The sequence below is a fragment of the Gemmatimonadota bacterium genome, assembly GCA_009835325.1.
Classification (GTDB): domain Bacteria; phylum JAAXHH01; class JAAXHH01; order JAAXHH01; family JAAXHH01; genus JAAXHH01.
In genome coordinates, this window is record VXWP01000080.1 from 15,119 (window position 1) to 32,981 (window position 17,863).

The window sequence follows — 17,863 nt, forward strand, 5'->3', positions numbered from 1 at the left end:
GTTGAACATGGCTCGTGAACGTATCGCCGCGCTCGATCTGGGTACCACCAGAACGGTCGTGCTGATCGGCGAGATTGCAGACGACGGACTGCGGATCCTGGGCAGGGGCGCGAGCAGGTCCCGGGGCCTCAGAAGAGGTGTCGTGGTCAACATGGACGAGGCCGCCCGTTCAATCGATGAGGCGCTCCGGACCGCGGAACGCGATGCGGGCGCCAGGGTAAACGAGGTATTCGTCGGGTTTTCCGGCGAGCACATCGAAAGCGTCAACAGCAGCGGCGCCGTGGCCATCGCGACCGACGTCGGCCGGGGCGTGACCCAGGAGGACGTATTCCGCGCCCGCGAAGCGGCGACGGCCCTTAAAATCCCCTCGGACCGTCAGGTCATCCACGTGCTCACCCAGGACCACATCGTGGACGACCAGTGCAGGATCCCCGACCCGTGCGGCATGTCGGGCGTCCGGCTCGAAGTGCTCGTGCACATCGTAACGGGCGCGGTCACCCCGTTGCGGAATGTACGCAACTGCATCGAGCAATCCGGAATGCGGGTCAGGGAACTCGTCCTGGATACAATCGCCTCTTGCGAGTCGGCGCTCACGTCCGACGAGAAGGAACTGGGTGTCGTGCTGCTCGACCTGGGCGGAGGCACGACGAAGGTCGCGCTGCTCCACCAGGGGAGCATTCGGCATTCGGCGGTCATACCGGCCGGGGGCAACAACCTTACGAACGACATCGCCATCGGCCTCCGCACGCCCCATGAGGACGCCGAACGGATCAAGTGCTGCTACGCCAGTGCGGTATATGTCCGGCCGGACCGGGACAACCTGATCGAAGTCCCCGGGGTCGGCGGCCGCGAGCCGCGGGAGGTGACGCGGGAGGAACTGGCCTTCGTGGTCGGACCGCGGATCAAGGAGTTGCTGTTACTCGCGCGGGAGGAGATCCGAAGCAGCGGTTTCGAAGACCTGGTGGGCACCGGGGTCGTCATCACGGGCGGCGGTGCGCTGATTCCGGGCATCGCGAAACAGGCGGAACAGGTCTTCGGCATGTCCGCGAAAATCGGCGCGCCGGAAGAGGTCCCCGGACTGGAAAACGACGAATACGCACCGACGTACGCCACGAGTGTCGGATTGTTGCGCTACGCCATGTACAACCTTTCGGAAAAGGAGCGGCTCCATGGTACGGAAGGAGGATTGCTGGACCGTATGATAAGCCGGATCGCGGCCCTGATGTAGAAACCGGCACGTATATTCGTACAGAATCGAGCAAAACCGGCAGATTGCTGCCTCAAACCCACAGAAGGAGGCTGTAAATGTCTACTTTCGACTTCGATGCGGAACCGGGACTGTTCGCTCGCATGAAGATCATCGGCGTGGGCGGCGCCGGAAAGAACGCCGTTAACCACATGGTTGAAATCGGCGTCCCGGGCGTCGATTTTCTGGTCGCCAACACGGACGCGCAGGACCTGGCGAGTTCCAATGTGAAGTACAAGATACAGCTGGGGCACGAGATCACCCGTGGGCTCGGCGCCGGCGCGAATCCGGACGTAGGGCGCAAGGCCGCGGAGGAAAGCCGGGACGTTATCGCGGAACACCTGACCGATATCGATATGGTCTTCATCACCGCGGGCATGGGGGGCGGCACGGGAACCGGCGCCGCACCGGTGATCGCGCAGATCGCCAAGGAACTGGACGTCCTGGCCGTCGGCGTCGTGACCAAGCCCTTTGCCTTCGAGGGACCCAAGCGGGCGGCGAACGCCGAAACCGGGCTCGCCGCATTGAAAGAGCATGTGGATACGGTCGTCATCATCCCCAACCAGAAGCTGAAGGAAGCCGTGAGCCACACCACGACTTTCAAAGACGCCCTGAAGGTGGCCGACGAGGTTCTGCTGCAGGCCACGCGCGGCATTTCGGACCTGGTCACCCTGCCCGGGCTGATCAACGTCGATTACGCCGATATCCGGACGACCATGGAGAACAAGGGCGAAGCCCTCATGGGCACCGGCGAATCCGAGGGGGACAAGCGCGCGCTGGAAGCGGCGGAACGGGCCATGCGGCACCCGCTGCTGTCGGACATGGACATAGACGGGGCCAAGGATATCCTGCTGAATATCTCGGGCGGCCAGGATATGACCCTGTTTGAAGTGGAAGAAGTGATGACCACGATCCAGGCGGCCGCGGGACACACCAACATCATCATGGGTACGGTCCTCGACGAGAGTCTGGAAGGCAAAATCCGGGTGACGTTGATCGCCACGGGACTGGACGAGGCGATGTCTTCTCCGGATGAAATGCTGACCCGGAACATCCTGAAGTTCCAGCCGGACCGTCCTGAAGAGATCGAGACCCCGGCTTTTCAACGGGTCAAGCGTAACGGGTTCGAGACGGAGGAAGTGGCCGTGGGCGACCCGTCCGACGACGCGGTCGACAACAACGGACTGGACGTGCCGACCTACATGCGCCGCCGCAGGGCTTTCGGTTCGTAGCATCCCGGATCATCCCACGTCCGAACGGGTGATTCAGGCACAGGCCAAACCGGTCAAATTCGATTGACAGGTCCACGGCGGGACGGTATTTTGAGGCTGGCGATTTTGCGGTGCTGGTTTCAAGATACCATCTCGTCGGAGGGCGTAGTCTTTCCTGTCCGGTAACCGGTCTGATTACGGCCATTCCATATCCTGTTCTATTCTGCAACTTCCGATACGACAGGGAGATACATCCGATATGGCCGAGGGATTGCCCCCTCAGTACGACCCCGGAACCGTTGAACGGAAGTGGTACGCTTTCTGGGAAGAGCACCAGTTCTTCCACGCCGATCCGGCTTCCGGCAAGCCCCCCTATTCCATCGTCATACCCCCACCCAACATCACCGGCATACTCCATCTCGGTCACGTGCTGAACAACACGATCCAGGATGTGCTCATCCGGTTCAAGCGCATGCAGGGATACGAAACCCTCTGGATGCCGGGAACCGATCACGCCGGTATCGCCACGCACGTGGTCGTGGAACGGATGCTGGCGGAACGGGGCATCGACCGGGAGGAAATCGGCCGCGAGCGATTCGTGGAGGAAGTGTGGCGATGGCGCGAGCAGTATGGCGGCACCATTATCCGCCAGTTGAAGGAACTGGGTTGCTCCTGTGACTGGAAGCGCGAGCGTTTCACCATGGACGAAGGGCTTTCCAGGTCGGTTCTCACGGTATTCATCGCGCTTTTCGAGAAGAAGATGATCTACCGGGGCAATCGCATCATCCACTGGTGTCCCCGATGCAATACCGCCCTGTCCAACGAGGAGTCCGTTCCCCGGGACGAGCAAGGATCGCTGTGGCGGATCCGGTATCCCCTGGCAGACGGCACGGGCGGGATCAGCATCGCCACGACGAGACCGGAGACCATGCTCGGCGACGTGGCGGTTGCCGTCCACCCGGAGGACGAGCGGCACGCGCACCTGGTGGGCAAACGGGTCAGCCTGCCGCTGACGGACCGGTCCGTCCCGATCATCGCGGACGCGGAGCTGGTTGACCAGGCATTCGGCACGGGCGTCGTCAAGGTGACGCCGGCCCACGATTTCAACGATTTCATCCTCGGCAACAAGCACGACTTGCCCCAGATCGTGATCATGGACGAGGATGGCACGATGAACGAAGCCGCCGGTCCCGCCTACCGCGGACTGGACCGGTTCGAGTGCCGTCGCAGGGTCGTGAAGGACCTCGAAGACCTCGGCCTCCTCGAAGGAATCGAAGGTCACGTCCATGCCGTCCGCCACTGCCAGCGTTGCGACTCGGTCCTCGAGCCCCGGCTTTCCCGCCAGTGGTTCCTGAAGACCCGGCCGCTTGCCCGCCGTCTCCTGCGCGCCCTGGAAGAAGACCGGATACCGGGCATTACCCCGGAACACTGGGAGAAGACGTACCGCCACTGGCTGGAAAACATCGAGGACTGGTGCCTTTCCCGCCAGTTGTGGTGGGGTCACCGCATTCCGGTATGGTATTGTGCGTCGTGCGGAAGCGCACACGCGGGCATCGAAGCGCCCGGGCAGTGCGGCCGTTGCGGCCACGGCGTGCTGCACCAGGACGAAGACGTGCTGGACACCTGGTTCTCATCGGCCCTGTGGCCCTTTTCGACCATGGGCTGGCCGGAACGCACGGCGGAGCTCCGGACCTTCTATCCCACCTCCACGCTGGTCACCGGCCACGATATCCTGTTCTTCTGGGTCGTTCGCATGATGATGATGGGCTACGAATTCATGGACGACCGGCCCTTCGACGACGTCTATCTCACGAGCCTGGTGCGCGACATCAAGGGACGGAAACTGAGCAAATCGCTGGGCAATTCGCCCGATCCCCTGGAAGTCATGGATACCTACGGCGCCGACGCGCTGAGGTACGCCATGATGCTGATCGCGCCGCACGGACAGGACTTGCTGTATTCCAACGAACAGGTCGAAGTGGGACGCAATTTCGCGAACAAGATGTGGAATGCCGCACGGCTGGTACTCATGCACCAGAAGCCGCCGGAATCCGGCCTTCCGGTATCCGAGAACCTGTGGGACCGCTGGATCCTGTCCCGCCTGGACCGTACCGTCGAACAGGCGACGCGGTCCCTGGAGCAATATGCCTTCCACGAGACGGCGCTGCTGCTCTACGACTTCTTCTGGCACGACTTCTGCGATTGGTATCTCGAAGCAATCAAGCAACGGCTCTACGACGAGACGGACGCCGCGTCCGCGGATCACGCGCGTCGCACGGCCCTGCTCGTGCTCGAACAGACGCTCCGCCTGTTTCACCCGTTCATGCCGTTCATCACCGAGGAAATCTGGCAGCAACTTAGACCCTGCCTGGATGACCGGGACGCGGAACCGGCCGGCATCGTCGTCGCGCCCTGGCCGGAATCGCGTCCGGCCCGGGTTCGAGCGGATGCCGAAGAGGACATACGATACGTCCAGGAACTGATCGGGGCCATCCGGGGCGTCCGCGCCGACTTCAGAGTCCATCCTACCCAGGAAATGGCGGTGCACTGCCGGGTCGCGGACCCCCGCCTTATCGAAGTACTCTCCGGGCAGGCACGGGCTGTCCAGTCGCTTGCCCGGTGCACGCTGGCCTTCGTCGACGGCGACGAGGCCCGGCCCGCCGGTTGTGCGTCCGGTGTGTTGCGGGACATGGAATTCTACATTCCGCTCAGCGGCCTGATCGACCTGGAAATCGAAACAGTTCGCCTTTCCCGGGAGCGGACCCGGGTCGAGCAGGAATTGGAAAAGGTCCGCAAGCGCCTGTCGAACGGCCAGTTCGTGCAAAAAGCGCCCGCGGATGTCGTCGAGAAGGAAAAGGACAAGCAGAACAACTACGAGGACATGATCGGCCGGCTGAATCGGAATCTCGAAATGATTTGTGCAGGATGAGCGTCGAGTGCTATATTGATTTGCACGCCCACAGCGACTGTTCCGACGGTGTCGATACCCCGGAAGAGCTCGTGTCGAAAGCCCGCGCAGCGGGGCTGTGCGCACTGGCGATTACGGACCACGACGCGGTGGACGGCGTGGAGCGGGCCCGGCGCGAATCGGCCCGGCACGAATCGGCCCGGCACGAATCGGCCCCGGACCTGGAGATCGTACCCGGTGTGGAGCTCAGTGCGCGGGATGGCGCTTCCGACGTGCATATCCTGGGTTACTTCTTCGACCCCGGCGACCGGTCGTTGCTTTCGTACCTGGAAACTTTCAGGTCGCAGCGGCTGCACCGGGCGAAGGGCATCGTCCGGAAGCTGAACGACCTGGGCGTAGCGCTTGAACTGGAAACGGTCATCGCCCATGCGCAGGACGGAAAGACCAGTGTCGGCAGGCCGCATATCGCCCGCGCGCTGGTGGAAAGCAACCAGGCCGATTCGATACAGGACGCCTTTACACGGTACCTGGGCAACCACGCCCCCGCGTACCTGCCCAAGGTCTTTTTCGCCGTCGAGGATGCGATTCAGGTGATCCACGAAGCCGGCGGCGCGGCCGTGCTTGCCCACCCGGGATCCCTGCGAAGGGACGAATTGATCCCCGGTTTCGTAAAGTCGGGCCTGGACGGCCTGGAAGTCATCCATCCGGACCACTCCGGGACGGCCCGGCGCTACTACGGGCAACTGGCTGCAAAGCACGGACTGGTGGCAACCGGCGGATCGGATTATCACGGTCCCCGGGCGGATCGTTGCGGCCTCGGCGGCATGAAGGTACCTCTGCATCATCTGACTGAACTGAAACGGATAGTGGCTTGATGTAAAGCCGGATGCCTTAGCGTACGTTCGATGTTTCTGCAGGAATCAAGGAGACGAAAAATGCGTTTTACCCTGCCGGACTTCTTTTCCAATGATATCGGCATCGATCTGGGTACGGCAAACACGCTCGTTTACGTGCGCGGCAGAGGCATCGTCATCAACGAACCTTCCGTCGTGGCGGTCAATACCAAGACCGGTAAAGTCGTTGCCGTCGGCGCCGAGGCCAAGGTCATGCTCGGCAGGGAACCACCCGACCTCAAGGCGCACCGGCCGTTGCGCGACGGCGTGATCGCCGACTTCGAGTATACGGAAGCCATGATCCGGTACTTCATCCGCAAGGTGCTCAAGAACTCGTTCTTCATACGGCCGCGCGTCGTGGCGTGTATCCCCTCGGGGGTGACCGACGTCGAGATGAGGGCGGTCCGGGATTCGGCGGAGCGGGCCGGCGCAAAGGAAGTGATGCTGATCTCCGAACCCATGGCGGCCGCCATCGGCTGTTCCCTGCCCGTGGAAGAGCCGGTGGGGAGCATGATCATCGACATCGGCGGCGGGACCTCGGAGATCGCCGTGATCTCCCTCGGCGGCATCGTGACCGCAAAGTCCGTACGCATCGGCGGCGATGAGATGGACGAGGCCATCATCAACCACATGAAGAACGACTGCAACCTTCAAATCGGTTTCAACATGGCCGAACAGATCAAGTGGAAACTCGGCTCGGCCTATCCCGTGTTCGACAGGGAACTGGAAATGACGGTTAAGGGGCTCGACCTGATCGACCGGATTCCACGTTCGGTCGTGGTCGATTCCCTGGCGATCCGCAGGGTACTTTCGCAACCGCTCGACGGCGTGATCATGGCGGTGAGGCAAACCCTGGAATTGACGCCGGCGGAACTCGCGGCCGATATCATCGATCGCGGGATCATCATCAGCGGCGGCGGGTCCCGGCTGCCTGGCCTGGACAGGCAAATCACGAAGGAGACGAAGCTGCCGGTAAGGCTCGACGACGAGCCCATGACCTCGGTAGTCCGTGGAGCGGGGAAGATCATCGAGAACTACGCCGCCTACGAGACGATGCTGAGCGTCCTGAAAGACTAGCATGTTCCGGTTCTTCTACATTCTCTACCACCATCGCCAGTACACCGCTTTCGCCCTCGCCATGATCATCTCGATCCTGCTGCTTACGGCGGCCCCTCAGCGGCAGATCGGAATCACGCGTGTCGTCTGGCTGATGGTACTGACGCCGTTCCAGGAAGCGTTCTCTTTCATTCCTTCCTATTTCAATCTCAAATCCGAGAACCAGCTACTGCGCCAGAAACTCGTCCAGTGGCAGTTGCAGGCGGCCGACCTCGAGGAGCGCAGATTCGAGAACGAGCGGCTGCGCGGGCTGCTCAGCCTGAAAGAGAAAAACAGATACACCTATGTGCCCGCAGAAGTCATTGGCTGGAACACGGACCAGAGATTGAACACTATCGTCATCGATGTGGGCCGTTCCGAGCAGATTCGGAAGTACATGACCGTAGTCATGGAGGACGGCGTTCTCGGAAGAATCATCGAAGTCGGTCTGACTTCGTCCTACGTTCAGCTGCTGACCGACAGGAACTGCCGTATAAGCGGTCTGGTCCAGCGAAGCCGGGAACATGGGATCATCCGGTATGTAAATGACGCGTTGTACATGGAGTTGCCCCTTCGGGCCGACGTCCGCATTGGCGACCGCGTGGTGACGTCGGGACTGGGGGAGACCTTTCCGTCCGGATTGCCTGTAGGCAGCATCGGCCAGATCACGCTGGACAGCCGGCAATTGTTCAAACAGGTTTCGATTACACCCGCGGTGGAACTCAATCGCCTGGAGGAGGTGTTCGTGATCGCGGGTGAGGAAACGCCTGCCGCGGTAGATTCGCTTCTGGTCCAGTGACTTCGGCAAATCCAGGCCGGTTACATGATCCGGTTTTTCCATGCGCCTAAAACACGTTATCCTGCTGTTCCTGGCGTTTGTCGTCGACAGCACCTGGGGACACGAGATCGCCATTTGGGGAATCCGTCCCGATTTCGTAATGATCATGCTGATCTACAGCGCGATGGAATCGGGAGCTTTCGCGGGGACCATCCTGGGCTTCAGCGTCGGGTTGCTGGAGGATTTCAACGGCTCGCCTGAGCACCTGGGACTCAATGCCTTGTGCAATACGCTGGTCGCATACGGTGTGGGCATCGCCGGAAACACGCTTTACCGGGACAGCCTCTCCACCCTGTTGCTCACGCTGCTGGCCGCCGGCTTCGTCCATTCCGCCATTTACTGGCTGGTGTTTACCCGGTTGCAACTGGCCGAATCGGTGTACATGCTGGGAACGGTTTCGCTGCCCACGTTGCTCTACACGATCTCCATGGCGTTTTTACTGATCGTCGGATTGACCTTTCGACAGGGACAGTTCAATGTCCGTTGGCTTTTCCCAGAATGACAGCCCCACCCACAGGGGCCAGTTGTACCTGTTCATCGGCATCGTGACCGCGCTCTTTCTCTTGCTGGCCGTTCGTCTGTTCTATTTCCAGGTCATTTCGGGCGAGGAGTACCGGGCGCATTCGGAACGGAACCGGATACGGCCGGTCGTGATCGAGGCGCTGCGAGGCCTGATCATGGACCGCAACGGGGTCGTCCTGGCGGAAAACAGGCCGTCCTACACCATCGCCGCCGCCCCTTTCGAGACTTCTGACGAGACCGTGGACTACCTGGGGGAACTCACCGGACGGGAAGCCCGGGCCATTCGAATGCGTATCCGCGATCCGTCGGTGAACAGGTTCAATCCCCTGCCGGTCCAGCGGAACGTGTCCTATGAAATCGCGTGCCGGGTCGAAGAACACCTTCCGGACCTGCCCGGCGTACTCGTTCAGATCACCCCCGGACGGATGTACGGCACGGGCACGCTGGCAAGCCACGTGCTGGGTTACGTTTCCGAGATCAACCAACAGGAACTGGAGGAACTGGGCGAAGAAGGCTATCGATCCGGTGACATCATCGGGAAAATGGGGGTGGAAAAGGCCTTCGAGCATCACCTCCGCGGCCAGAACGGCCTGGAGTTCATGGAAGTGAACGCACGCGGCCAGGAACTCGGACCGTTGCCCGGCATGCCGGCCCTTCTGCCGGAGTCGGGTAACAATGTCTACCTGACACTGGACACCCGTATTCAGGCCGTTGCCGAAGAGGCGATTCCCGACAGCCTTGCCGGCGCGCTGGTGGCGGTGGATCCCATGACGGGCGCGGTCATCGCGATCGTCAGCAGGCCCGGATTCGACCCGAACCTGTTTACGGAGCGGATTCCCCAGGAAACGTGGGATTCGCTTGCAAACCATCCCATGAAGCCCCTGTTGGACCGGACCCTGGACGGGCAGTATCCACCGGCTTCCACGATGAAGATCGTGACGGCCTCCGCCGCGCTTGAGGAGCGTCTGGTCACGCCATCCACGCTCTTCCGTGCCTGCAATCGAGGTTACCAGTTCGGGAACCGCTGGGCCGGGTGCTGGACCAGCGGTCACGGTTCCATGGCGTTCAGGGACGCCATGACCCATTCCTGCGACGTCTATTTCTACCAGGTGGGACACCTGATGGGCCTGGAACGCTGGGGGCGGTACGCCCGGGGCTTTGGCCTGGGAACCCCGACCGGCTACGACGCCGGTGTCGAACAGGGCGGCCTGGTTCCGGACACGGACTACTACGATCCGGCGGAGAACAGAATGTGGACGCCCGGAAAGATCCTGAACCTGGCGATCGGTCAGGGTGAACTGCTCGTCACGCCGCTGCAGATGGCGATGTTGACCGCCGCGGTGGCGAATGGAGGCGAGCTCTACCGGCCCTATATCCTCGACCGGGTGGAGTCGGCCGGCGGAGAAACGGTGGAGACCGGTGAACCGAGCATCAGGGACGCGCTGCCCGTTTCCCCGGAGACGCTGCGCCTGATCCGGGAATCCATGGTTAACGTGGTCAACGAAGGGACCGCACGGTCGGCGCGCCTGTCCTACGCACAACTGGCGGGCAAGACGGGCACGGCCGAAAACCCGCACGGCGAGAGTCATTCCTGGTTTGTCGCCTATGCTCCGGCTGAATCACCGCGTATCGCCGTCGCGGCAATCATGGAGAACGCTCCTTCGGGTGCTGCCGTGCCGGTCGTACGGCGGGTTGTCGACACCTGGCTTTCGCTCGAACCGATACCGGTCGCCGGCCTGATCGACGCCGGTTACACGGAAGATACCGCGCCTTAACGCCCGGGGAAAACGCCTGAAAGACCATGGAAACCCATTTAAGCCGCACGCTCGTCATCATCTCCATCCTGCTGTCCGTGATCGGCATCATCGTGATCTACAGCGCCACACGGGACGAGACCGGCCTGGGCACGTCCCGTTACATGCTGCAGTCCATGTGGTTCGTGGCCGGGATCGGGGTGATGTACATCACGTCGGTGCTGCCCATTCGTTTCCTCCAGGCCATCACCATCCCCGTATTCGTCGTGGTGATGATCCTGCTGGTCGTTGTACTGGCCTCCGAAACCGTCAAGGGGTCCAGCCGGTGGATCAGACTCGGCTTCATCGGCATTCAACCTTCCGAACTGGCGAAGATCGCCGTCATCATGGCGCTCGCACAGTATCTTTCCCAGTTGCGGACCAACATACACCGGCCCTCGGTCATGGCCACCTGCGGCGTGATCGTGGCGCTGCCCGTTTTCCTTATCCTGTCCCAGCCCGACCTGGGCACCTCCATCGTCTTCGGGGCGATCTTCTGCGGCGTGCTGCTCTGGGCGGGGTTGAGCGTCCTCCAGCTGCTGCTCATGGTATCCCCGCTGATCGGCGTCGTGATCGGCGTCGTGAGCGGGTTCGACTGGGTCATCTGGTCCGTATTCATACTGATCGTGGCGGGCATCATGTACCTGAAGTGGCCGCCTCGGTTCGTCACCATATTCCTCACCGTCACGCACCTGGCCGTGGGCCTGGGAGCGGAGCCCCTGTGGGATTCGCTTCACGACTACCAGCAACAACGCGTCGAGACCTTTCTGAATCCCCAGGTCGATCCGAAGGGCGCGGGATACCAGATCATCCAGTCCAAGATCGCCATCGGATCGGGCGGATTGCTCGGCCGCGGGTTTCTGCAGGGGTCCCAGACCAGCCTTGCGTTCCTGCCCGAGCAGCACACGGATTTCATCTTCTCGGTCATCGCCGAGGAATTCGGGTTCATCGGCTCGATGGCCGTCCTCATCCTCTGCTACGTATTCATACTCATCGGGATCTATATCGCGATGAACGTCAAGAGCCGGTACCAGAGCCTGCTAGCGGCCGGCTGCGTATCCGTCTTCATTTTTCACGTGATCATGAACGTGGGGATGGCCGTCGGTGTGCTGCCGATCGCCGGCGTACCCCTGCCCTTTCTTAGCTACGGCGGCTCTTTTCTGATGACCAGCCTGATCCTGTGCGGCCTGCTGTTGAACGTATGGCGCCATCGATTTGACTACTGAATGTTGTTTCACGCCTGAATGCCGGCTAACGCCGCGAACGAGGAAAGTCCATGTATCCCATCCTTTTTGAGATCGGTCCGTTCACCGTACGCACCTATGGCCTGTTGCTGGCCGTTTCATTCATCGCGGGGATTCTACTGGCACTGAGGCGTTCCAGGGCGCGCGGCCTGAACCAGAACCAGATGATCAACATGAGCCTGCTCATCATGCTCGCGGGTATCGTCGGCGCCAGGATCATGTACGTCATACCTCACTGGAACGAGTTCAGCGCGAACCCGCTCGACATCATCAGTCCCTTTCAGAGCTCCGGTTCGATCGGCCTGACCGGCCTGACCATGTACGGCGGGTTCATCGCGGCGGTCCTGGTTTCCATCCTCTACCTGCGGGTGAACCGGTTGTCCATCTGGAAGGCCTGCGACGCCTTTGCGCCGAGTATCGCGCTCGGCATCGGCATAAGCCGCGTCGGCTGTTTCATGAACGGCTGCTGTTTCGGACTGCCCACCGAGTCCGCCCTGGGCGTTGTCTTCCCGGCATTCAGCGCTGCGGGTTCGTTCTACCCGGACGTAGCCCTGCATCCCGCACAACTTTACAACGCGGTGCTGGGCTTTGGTCTTTTCGGCCTGTTGATGTGGCTGGACCGCAAGCCGAGATACGACGGATTCCTCTTCGCCGTGCTGCTGATCGCCGAACCCGTCACCCGGTTCTTCGTCGATCTTTTCAGGTACTATGAATCGAGCATGACCCTGGGCAGCCTGGGTGGAATGGCCCTGTCCGTAAACCAGGGGATCAGCCTCGTGCTGATCGGCCTGGGACTCCTCCTCCTGGGATGGACGAGGAACCGTGCGCGGCAACGCTCGTCGCGAAGCCGGTCCCGTCGCGGGTAGCGGTTCTTTACGCGGCGGTTTACGCGGCGGCCGTGCCGCTCGTATTGGTTCTTTACGCGGCAGCCGCGCCGATGCAGGCCGTACGATTCCGGTCCCTACGCGCTTAAAATCCGAGCATAACCCCGACTGTTCATACTGATAACAGGTAAGGACTTCCGGACTGCGGCATGGTCCGGTCCGACCGGTTCGACGGGTCCGGGGGTTTCAATGCGCGCCCGCTCGCGGGTGTCGATCGTTCATATCATGGTACGAGCCGGTCTGAAAGAGACCTATGGCCCTGTTTGCCCATACGTTGCGTACGGCTGGCCGAACGGCCCTGGACATGGTCTATCCCCCGTGCTGCGTCCTTTGCAAGGTCCGGATCTTCGACGAACGGCGCGCCGTCTGCGAAGATTGCGGAGCGGGACTGCTTTCGATCGAAGCGCCGTACTGCGAACGATGCGGCCAACCACTGCACACCCAGGTGGCCTCCTGTCCGGCCTGCACGGGCCGCACATTCTATTTCGAAGGCGCGTTTTCCCCGTTCGTATTCAACCGGCCGCTTCAGGATCTCATCCACCTGCTCAAGTACCGGAACCGCCCCGGGATCGGGCGGTTCCTGGGATCCCTGCTGGCAAAAAGGGTTGAACAGGAACCGGGGATACCACATATTACGGGCGTTTTGCCCGTGCCCCTGCATCCGCTCAGAAGGCGGGAAAGGGGCTACAACCAGAGCGCGTGCATCGCCCGGGGCATATCGGACGTAACGGGCATTCCGGTGCTGGAAAACGTGCTTGGGCGTAACCGGAACACACCGACGCAGACCTCGCTGAGTCCCGAAGCGCGGATGGCCAACGTCGAAGGGGTGTTCGAAGTGGCCCGGCCCGATGTGGTGCACGGCGCCACGGTATCGCTGGTCGACGACATATTCACTACGGGGGCAACGATAAACAGCTGTGCCCGGACCCTGCTCCAGGCAGGAGCCGGAAGAGTGTTCGCCCTGACCGTCGCGCGCGCCTGAGTACCTCCGAATCACCGCCGGCGCCGCGGGCAACCCGGCCCCTTCGTATCACCTGCATGCGGGAGAGAAGACTTCAAATGCATATCGGTATCCTGACGGGCGGCGGCGATTGCCCGGGTTTGAACGCCGCGATCCGGGCGGTGACCAGGCGCTCGATCAAGTCCTATGGCTCGACGGTCCTGGGCATACGCAATGGATGGGCCGGACTGATCAACAACGATACCAGTCCGCTCAGCCTGGTCTCCGTATCCGGCATACTGCACCGGGGCGGAACCATCCTGGGCACCTCCAGGACCAACCCGATGAAGGACGAAGGCAACATCGACCGGATCAAGGAGAACGTCCGGGATCTGGGCCTGGACGCGGTCGTCGCCATCGGCGGCGAGGACACCCTGGGTGCCGCGGCCGCGCTGAACGAAGCCGGCATTCCCATGGTGGGCCTGCCGAAGACGATCGACAATGACATCGTCGGGACGGACATGACCTTCGGCTTCGACACGGCGGTCACGATCGCCACTGACGCCATCGACCGGCTCCATACCACCGCGGAGTCCCACCACCGGGTGATGGTCATCGAGGTGATGGGCCGGCATACGGGGTGGATCGCCATCAAGTCGGGTATCGCCGGAGGGGCGGACTGCATCCTGATTCCCGAGGTCCCCATGGACCTGGACGAGGTCTGCGCGCTCGTCCAGCAGCGCATCGACCGGGGCAAGACGTTCAGCCTCGTCGTGGTCGCCGAAGGTTTCACCATGAAGGACACTCCGGGCCAGGTGACCCAGGATGATCAGGTCGATGAATTCGGTCACGTGCGGCTGGGCGGTATCGGAGAAGTGGTCGGCGCCGAGATCGAACGACGGGCGGGCATAGAAACCAGGGTGACCATCCTGGGATACATTCAGCGCGGCGGTTCGCCCACGCCCTACGACCGCGTCCTGGCGACGCGGTACGGCGTGACCGCGGCCGACCTGGTGCACGACGGGGATTTCGGCAAGATGGTGGCGTTGAAGGGCTCGAGGATCGAGAGCGTGCCGCTGTCCGAAGTGACCGGCCGGATCCGCACGGTCGACATGGAACTCTATGACATTGCTCAGGTATTCTTCGGTTAGCCTGTCAACGGAGTGGCTTTGAAAACGGCGGCGCGCCGGCTGATTATCGCCGGCAATTGGAAAATGCATACCGACCTGGTCGAAGGCGCTTCGCTGGTCGCCGAGGTGATGGAACGCACGGAATCGCTCGCCCTGGCCGCGGACCTGGTTTTGTGCCCGCCTTTCACCCATCTGACCGTGGCGGCCACGCAGCTTTCCGGCAGTTCCATCTCGCTGGGCGCCCAGCACATGCACGACGCCCCGGAAGGCGCGTACACGGGGGAAGTGTCGGCCAGAATGCTGTTGACTTCGGGGTGCAGGTACGTTATATTGGGGCACTCCGAAAGGCGGACTTATTTCGATGAAACGAACGCGTCCGTCAACGGCAAAGTGAGATCGGCGATTTCATCGGGTCTCACCCCGATCCTGTGCGTCGGCGAGACGCTGGAAGAGCGGGAAGCCGGCCGTACCGAGGAGGTAGTCGGCGAACAGGTACGAGCGGGTCTTTCCGGTACGGATCCCGGGACGGCCGACGGTCTCGTCCTGGCTTACGAACCGGTCTGGGCGATCGGGACCGGCAAGGTGGCTACTCCCGATCAGGCAGACCAGGTGCACGGTCACCTGAGGAAGGTGATCGCGGGGTTATTCGGCGACGACTTCGCCGGCCGGATCCGGATTCAGTACGGAGGCAGCGTCAAACCTGAAAACGCGGGCGCGTTGATGAACCGGCCGCACATCGACGGAGCGCTCGTGGGTGGTGCCAGCCTGGACGCCTCGTCATTCGAGGCTATCATCCGGGCCGGACTGGGCATCAAGGGCGGCTAGCAATACCTGACCGGACACCGGTCGCCAAGCGAAGGATACATACCGTGTTTACCACCGTGGTTGCAGTACATGTGCTGGTCTGTCTCGTTCTGATCCTGTCCGTCCTGTTGCAGTCGGGAAAGGGCGGCGGCCTGTCCAGCGCTTTCGGCGCGGGCGGACCCACCGGCGGCATGGCCGGCCAGATGTTCGGCGGCCGGGGCGCCGCGACTTTCCTGGGCAAGGTGACCACCGTGCTGGCGACGCTCTATATGCTGATTGTCATCGGCCTGAACCTGTTGCCCGACGATACGCAAGGCACGCGAAGCATCATCCGGGATGAAGCACTGAGAAACCAGCAGACGTCCCCTGCCCAGGGATTGCCCGACGCGGAATCGGGCCTGCCCCCCGCGCCCGGGGATCCAGGGTCCACGCCTTAATCCATCGACCATTGTGAGGCGGTCCAGCCGCCGGCCGGTCGTCATGACGCCGAAGTGGTGGAATTGGTAGACACGCTGTCTTGAGGGGGCAGTGGGAGAAATCCCGTCGCGGTTCGAATCCGCGCTTCGGCATCCTTTCCTTCATTTCAGTTGTACATCTCCGTCCTCGTGAATCCGGAGGGCGTCCCATGCGCCATGCGCGAATGCTGTTCTCCCTGATCGCCGGCCTGGCAGTCCTGGCCGTCGTCTCCGTATCTTCCGGTCAGCCTGGCCAGCCTGGTCAGCCTGGTCAGCCTGGTCAGCCTGGTCAGCCTGGCCAGCAACCACGTACGAATTCGGTGGGCAAGGTCATGCCTCCCGATGCCGCGCCCCTGTCCCGGCAAGTCATCCGCGTGATGAACATGGAGCCGCGCAGCATTGACTCCGGCATCCATCCCTACGACGACGAAGGGCTGGTTATGAGGCCCTTCGAAATGCTGATGTGGCGCGACGAGTTCATGCAGCCCATACCGGGTGCGGCCGAGCGGTACGAGCGTTCCGAGGACGGCCTGACCTGGACCTTCTACCTGCGGCCCGGCGCCCGGTGGAGCGACGGACGACCCGTCACCGCCCACGATTTTGTGTACACGTTCCGTCGGAACATCGATCCCGCGTCGGCGAACATCTATGCGAATTTCTACTACGATTTCAAGAACGCGCGTGCGATCAACCAGGGGCGGATCGCGGACGTGTCGCAACTGGGCGTACGCGCGCTGGACGACCTGACCCTGGTCATCGAGACCGAACAGCCGACGCCCTACCTGCTGTACATCGTATCCTTCCCCGATACCTTCCCGGCACCGCGCTGGGCCGTGGAGAAGTACGGCCGAAAATGGACCGAGCAGGGCAAAATCGTCACCAACAGCGGCTTTAAACTGTCCGAGTGGGTCTCCGGAAGTCACATCAAGTATGTGCCGGATCCCATGTACAACGGTCCCCACAAACCTTTTCTGGAACAGGTCGTCCAGCTGTTTCGGGAGCCGGCGGCGGCCAACGTACTGCCTTACGAGAACGACGAAGTGGACATGGAGGCGGTCGACCTTGCAGAACTACAACGCATCCGGAACGACCCGCGCCTCGGCAGGGATATCGTCCGTTCGCCGAGCTACCAGACCTGGTACTTTATTTTCAGGTCCCGGGAACCGCCCTTCGATGATGTCCGCGTCCGTGAAGCCTTTACCCGGATTATCGATCGGAAATCGATCTGCGACGTGATTCTCCAGGGTGCCGGTATCCCGGCCTACTCCATGATTCCACCCGGGTTCGACGCCTACGCGGGGCCGGTATACGAGCCGATACAGGGTTTCGATCCGGAACGGGCCAAAGCGCTCATGGCAGAGGCCGGCTATCCGCGGGGACGGGGCTTCCCGACCATCGAAACCTGGTTGAGAGCGCCTAATCCCATTACCCGCAGAATCGCAGAGGCGGTCCAGGGGATGTTGCGGAACCATCTCGGGGTGGACATCACCTTCCGCAGCGCCGATATGGGTTCCTACATGAGCGCCCTGTTCGATTGGCAGATTCCCTTCGGATTCATCGCCTGGGGGGCAGACTATCTGGACCCGAGGAACATGCTGGACATGACCTGGCATTCCAGGCCGAGGGGGGCGCAGCGCCAGGACTGGACCCATCCCGCCTTTGACGATCTCGTGGACCGGGCGGTCGGGGAATCCGACCCCGCACGGCGCACGGAGATATACAAGGACGCTGAGCGAATCCTGGTGTCCGACTACGGCGGTGCATTCGTCTATCATCCCATCGGATATGGCCTGCGCAAGCCCTGGTTGAAAGGGTACTCCAGACGTCCCGACGGGACGGTGGGAAGCCTGATGTGGACCGAAGTCTACATTGGTGATCATTGAAGACGGACAGGGAGGCG

The 17,863-nt window shown here is 61.9% G+C and carries 15 protein-coding genes and 1 tRNA gene; all 16 read left to right on the forward strand.

The genetic code is table 11. The features are described 5' to 3' along the window. Positions 1-7: 7 nt before the first annotated feature. The 16 genes from ftsA (at position 8) to F4Z81_10315 (ending at position 17,846) form a co-directional block, all read left to right on the forward strand. Positions 8-1,228: a cell division protein FtsA gene (ftsA, locus tag F4Z81_10240; GenBank protein MXW05432.1), complete on the forward strand. Its 1,221-nt coding sequence runs from the start codon at positions 8-10 to the stop codon at positions 1,226-1,228. Between the two features lie 77 nt (positions 1,229-1,305). Next, positions 1,306-2,478, forward strand: coding sequence for a cell division protein FtsZ (gene ftsZ, locus F4Z81_10245; protein MXW05433.1), 1,173 nt, complete (start codon positions 1,306-1,308; stop codon positions 2,476-2,478). Positions 2,479-2,716: 238 nt separating this feature from the next. Further along, the gene (locus tag F4Z81_10250; protein ID MXW05434.1) at positions 2,717-5,386 is read left to right on the forward strand and encodes a valine--tRNA ligase; all 2,670 of its coding nucleotides are present in this window, start codon (positions 2,717-2,719) and stop codon (positions 5,384-5,386) included. After that, complete coding sequence (locus F4Z81_10255) at positions 5,383-6,240, forward strand: PHP domain-containing protein (GenBank protein ID MXW05435.1); 858 nt, start codon at positions 5,383-5,385, stop codon at positions 6,238-6,240. The genes F4Z81_10250 and F4Z81_10255 overlap by 4 nt, the downstream gene beginning before the upstream one ends. A gap of 60 nt (positions 6,241-6,300) precedes the next feature. Then, positions 6,301-7,335, forward strand: coding sequence for a rod shape-determining protein (locus F4Z81_10260; GenBank protein ID MXW05436.1), 1,035 nt, complete (start codon positions 6,301-6,303; stop codon positions 7,333-7,335). A gap of 1 nt (position 7,336) precedes the next feature. Then, complete coding sequence (gene mreC, locus F4Z81_10265) at positions 7,337-8,152, forward strand: rod shape-determining protein MreC (GenBank protein ID MXW05437.1); 816 nt, start codon at positions 7,337-7,339, stop codon at positions 8,150-8,152. Positions 8,153-8,192: 40 nt separating this feature from the next. Next, entirely contained in the window at positions 8,193-8,693 is a 501-nt protein-coding gene (gene mreD, locus F4Z81_10270; protein MXW05438.1) for a rod shape-determining protein MreD, read from the forward strand. Then, on the forward strand, positions 8,668-10,488 hold the full coding sequence (gene mrdA / locus F4Z81_10275; protein ID MXW05439.1) for a penicillin-binding protein 2: 1,821 nt from the start codon (positions 8,668-8,670) through the stop codon (positions 10,486-10,488). The genes mreD and mrdA overlap by 26 nt, the downstream gene beginning before the upstream one ends. A 26-nt stretch (positions 10,489-10,514) precedes the next feature. After that, positions 10,515-11,732, forward strand: a complete 1,218-nt coding sequence (rodA, locus tag F4Z81_10280; protein ID MXW05440.1) for a rod shape-determining protein RodA — start codon at positions 10,515-10,517, stop codon at positions 11,730-11,732. A gap of 50 nt (positions 11,733-11,782) precedes the next feature. Beyond that, complete coding sequence (gene lgt / locus F4Z81_10285; protein ID MXW05441.1) at positions 11,783-12,616, forward strand: prolipoprotein diacylglyceryl transferase; 834 nt, start codon at positions 11,783-11,785, stop codon at positions 12,614-12,616. A gap of 271 nt (positions 12,617-12,887) precedes the next feature. Then, the gene (locus F4Z81_10290; protein MXW05442.1) at positions 12,888-13,616 is read left to right on the forward strand and encodes a ComF family protein; all 729 of its coding nucleotides are present in this window, start codon (positions 12,888-12,890) and stop codon (positions 13,614-13,616) included. Between the two features lie 77 nt (positions 13,617-13,693). Next, complete coding sequence (locus tag F4Z81_10295; protein ID MXW05443.1) at positions 13,694-14,725, forward strand: 6-phosphofructokinase; 1,032 nt, start codon at positions 13,694-13,696, stop codon at positions 14,723-14,725. Between the two features lie 63 nt (positions 14,726-14,788). After that, a complete protein-coding gene (locus F4Z81_10300; protein ID MXW05444.1) occupies positions 14,789-15,529 on the forward strand; it encodes a triose-phosphate isomerase in 741 nt (246 codons plus the stop codon). Between the two features lie 44 nt (positions 15,530-15,573). Beyond that, a complete protein-coding gene (gene secG, locus F4Z81_10305) occupies positions 15,574-15,945 on the forward strand; it encodes a preprotein translocase subunit SecG (GenBank protein ID MXW05445.1) in 372 nt (123 codons plus the stop codon). Positions 15,946-15,993: 48 nt separating this feature from the next. After that, positions 15,994-16,077: transfer RNA gene (locus tag F4Z81_10310), tRNA-Leu, on the forward strand. Positions 16,078-16,133: 56 nt separating this feature from the next. After that, entirely contained in the window at positions 16,134-17,846 is a 1,713-nt protein-coding gene (locus F4Z81_10315; GenBank protein MXW05446.1) for a peptide ABC transporter substrate-binding protein, read from the forward strand. Positions 17,847-17,863: the final 17 nt, after the last annotated feature.

What these genes read in the sequence shown, in the direction of transcription:
- F4Z81_10250 (MXW05434.1), top strand. Translation starts at nt 2,717, where the DNA reads ATGGCCGAGGGATTGCCCCCTCAGTACGACCCCGGAACCGTTGAACGG.
- ftsZ (MXW05433.1), top strand. Translation starts at nt 1,306, where the DNA reads ATGTCTACTTTCGACTTCGATGCGGAACCGGGACTGTTCGCTCGCATG.
- F4Z81_10290 (MXW05442.1), top strand. Translation starts at nt 12,888, where the DNA reads ATGGCCCTGTTTGCCCATACGTTGCGTACGGCTGGCCGAACGGCCCTG.
- F4Z81_10260 (MXW05436.1), top strand. Translation starts at nt 6,301, where the DNA reads ATGCGTTTTACCCTGCCGGACTTCTTTTCCAATGATATCGGCATCGAT.
- mreC (MXW05437.1), top strand. Translation starts at nt 7,337, where the DNA reads ATGTTCCGGTTCTTCTACATTCTCTACCACCATCGCCAGTACACCGCT.
- F4Z81_10255 (MXW05435.1), top strand. Translation starts at nt 5,383, where the DNA reads ATGAGCGTCGAGTGCTATATTGATTTGCACGCCCACAGCGACTGTTCC.
- F4Z81_10300 (MXW05444.1), top strand. Translation starts at nt 14,789, where the DNA reads ATGCATACCGACCTGGTCGAAGGCGCTTCGCTGGTCGCCGAGGTGATG.
- mreD (MXW05438.1), top strand. Translation starts at nt 8,193, where the DNA reads ATGCGCCTAAAACACGTTATCCTGCTGTTCCTGGCGTTTGTCGTCGAC.
- lgt (MXW05441.1), top strand. Translation starts at nt 11,783, where the DNA reads ATGTATCCCATCCTTTTTGAGATCGGTCCGTTCACCGTACGCACCTAT.
- F4Z81_10295 (MXW05443.1), top strand. Translation starts at nt 13,694, where the DNA reads ATGCATATCGGTATCCTGACGGGCGGCGGCGATTGCCCGGGTTTGAAC.
- mrdA (MXW05439.1), top strand. Translation starts at nt 8,668, where the DNA reads ATGTCCGTTGGCTTTTCCCAGAATGACAGCCCCACCCACAGGGGCCAG.
- rodA (MXW05440.1), top strand. Translation starts at nt 10,515, where the DNA reads ATGGAAACCCATTTAAGCCGCACGCTCGTCATCATCTCCATCCTGCTG.
- F4Z81_10315 (MXW05446.1), top strand. Translation starts at nt 16,134, where the DNA reads ATGCGCCATGCGCGAATGCTGTTCTCCCTGATCGCCGGCCTGGCAGTC.
- ftsA (MXW05432.1), top strand. Translation starts at nt 8, where the DNA reads ATGGCTCGTGAACGTATCGCCGCGCTCGATCTGGGTACCACCAGAACG.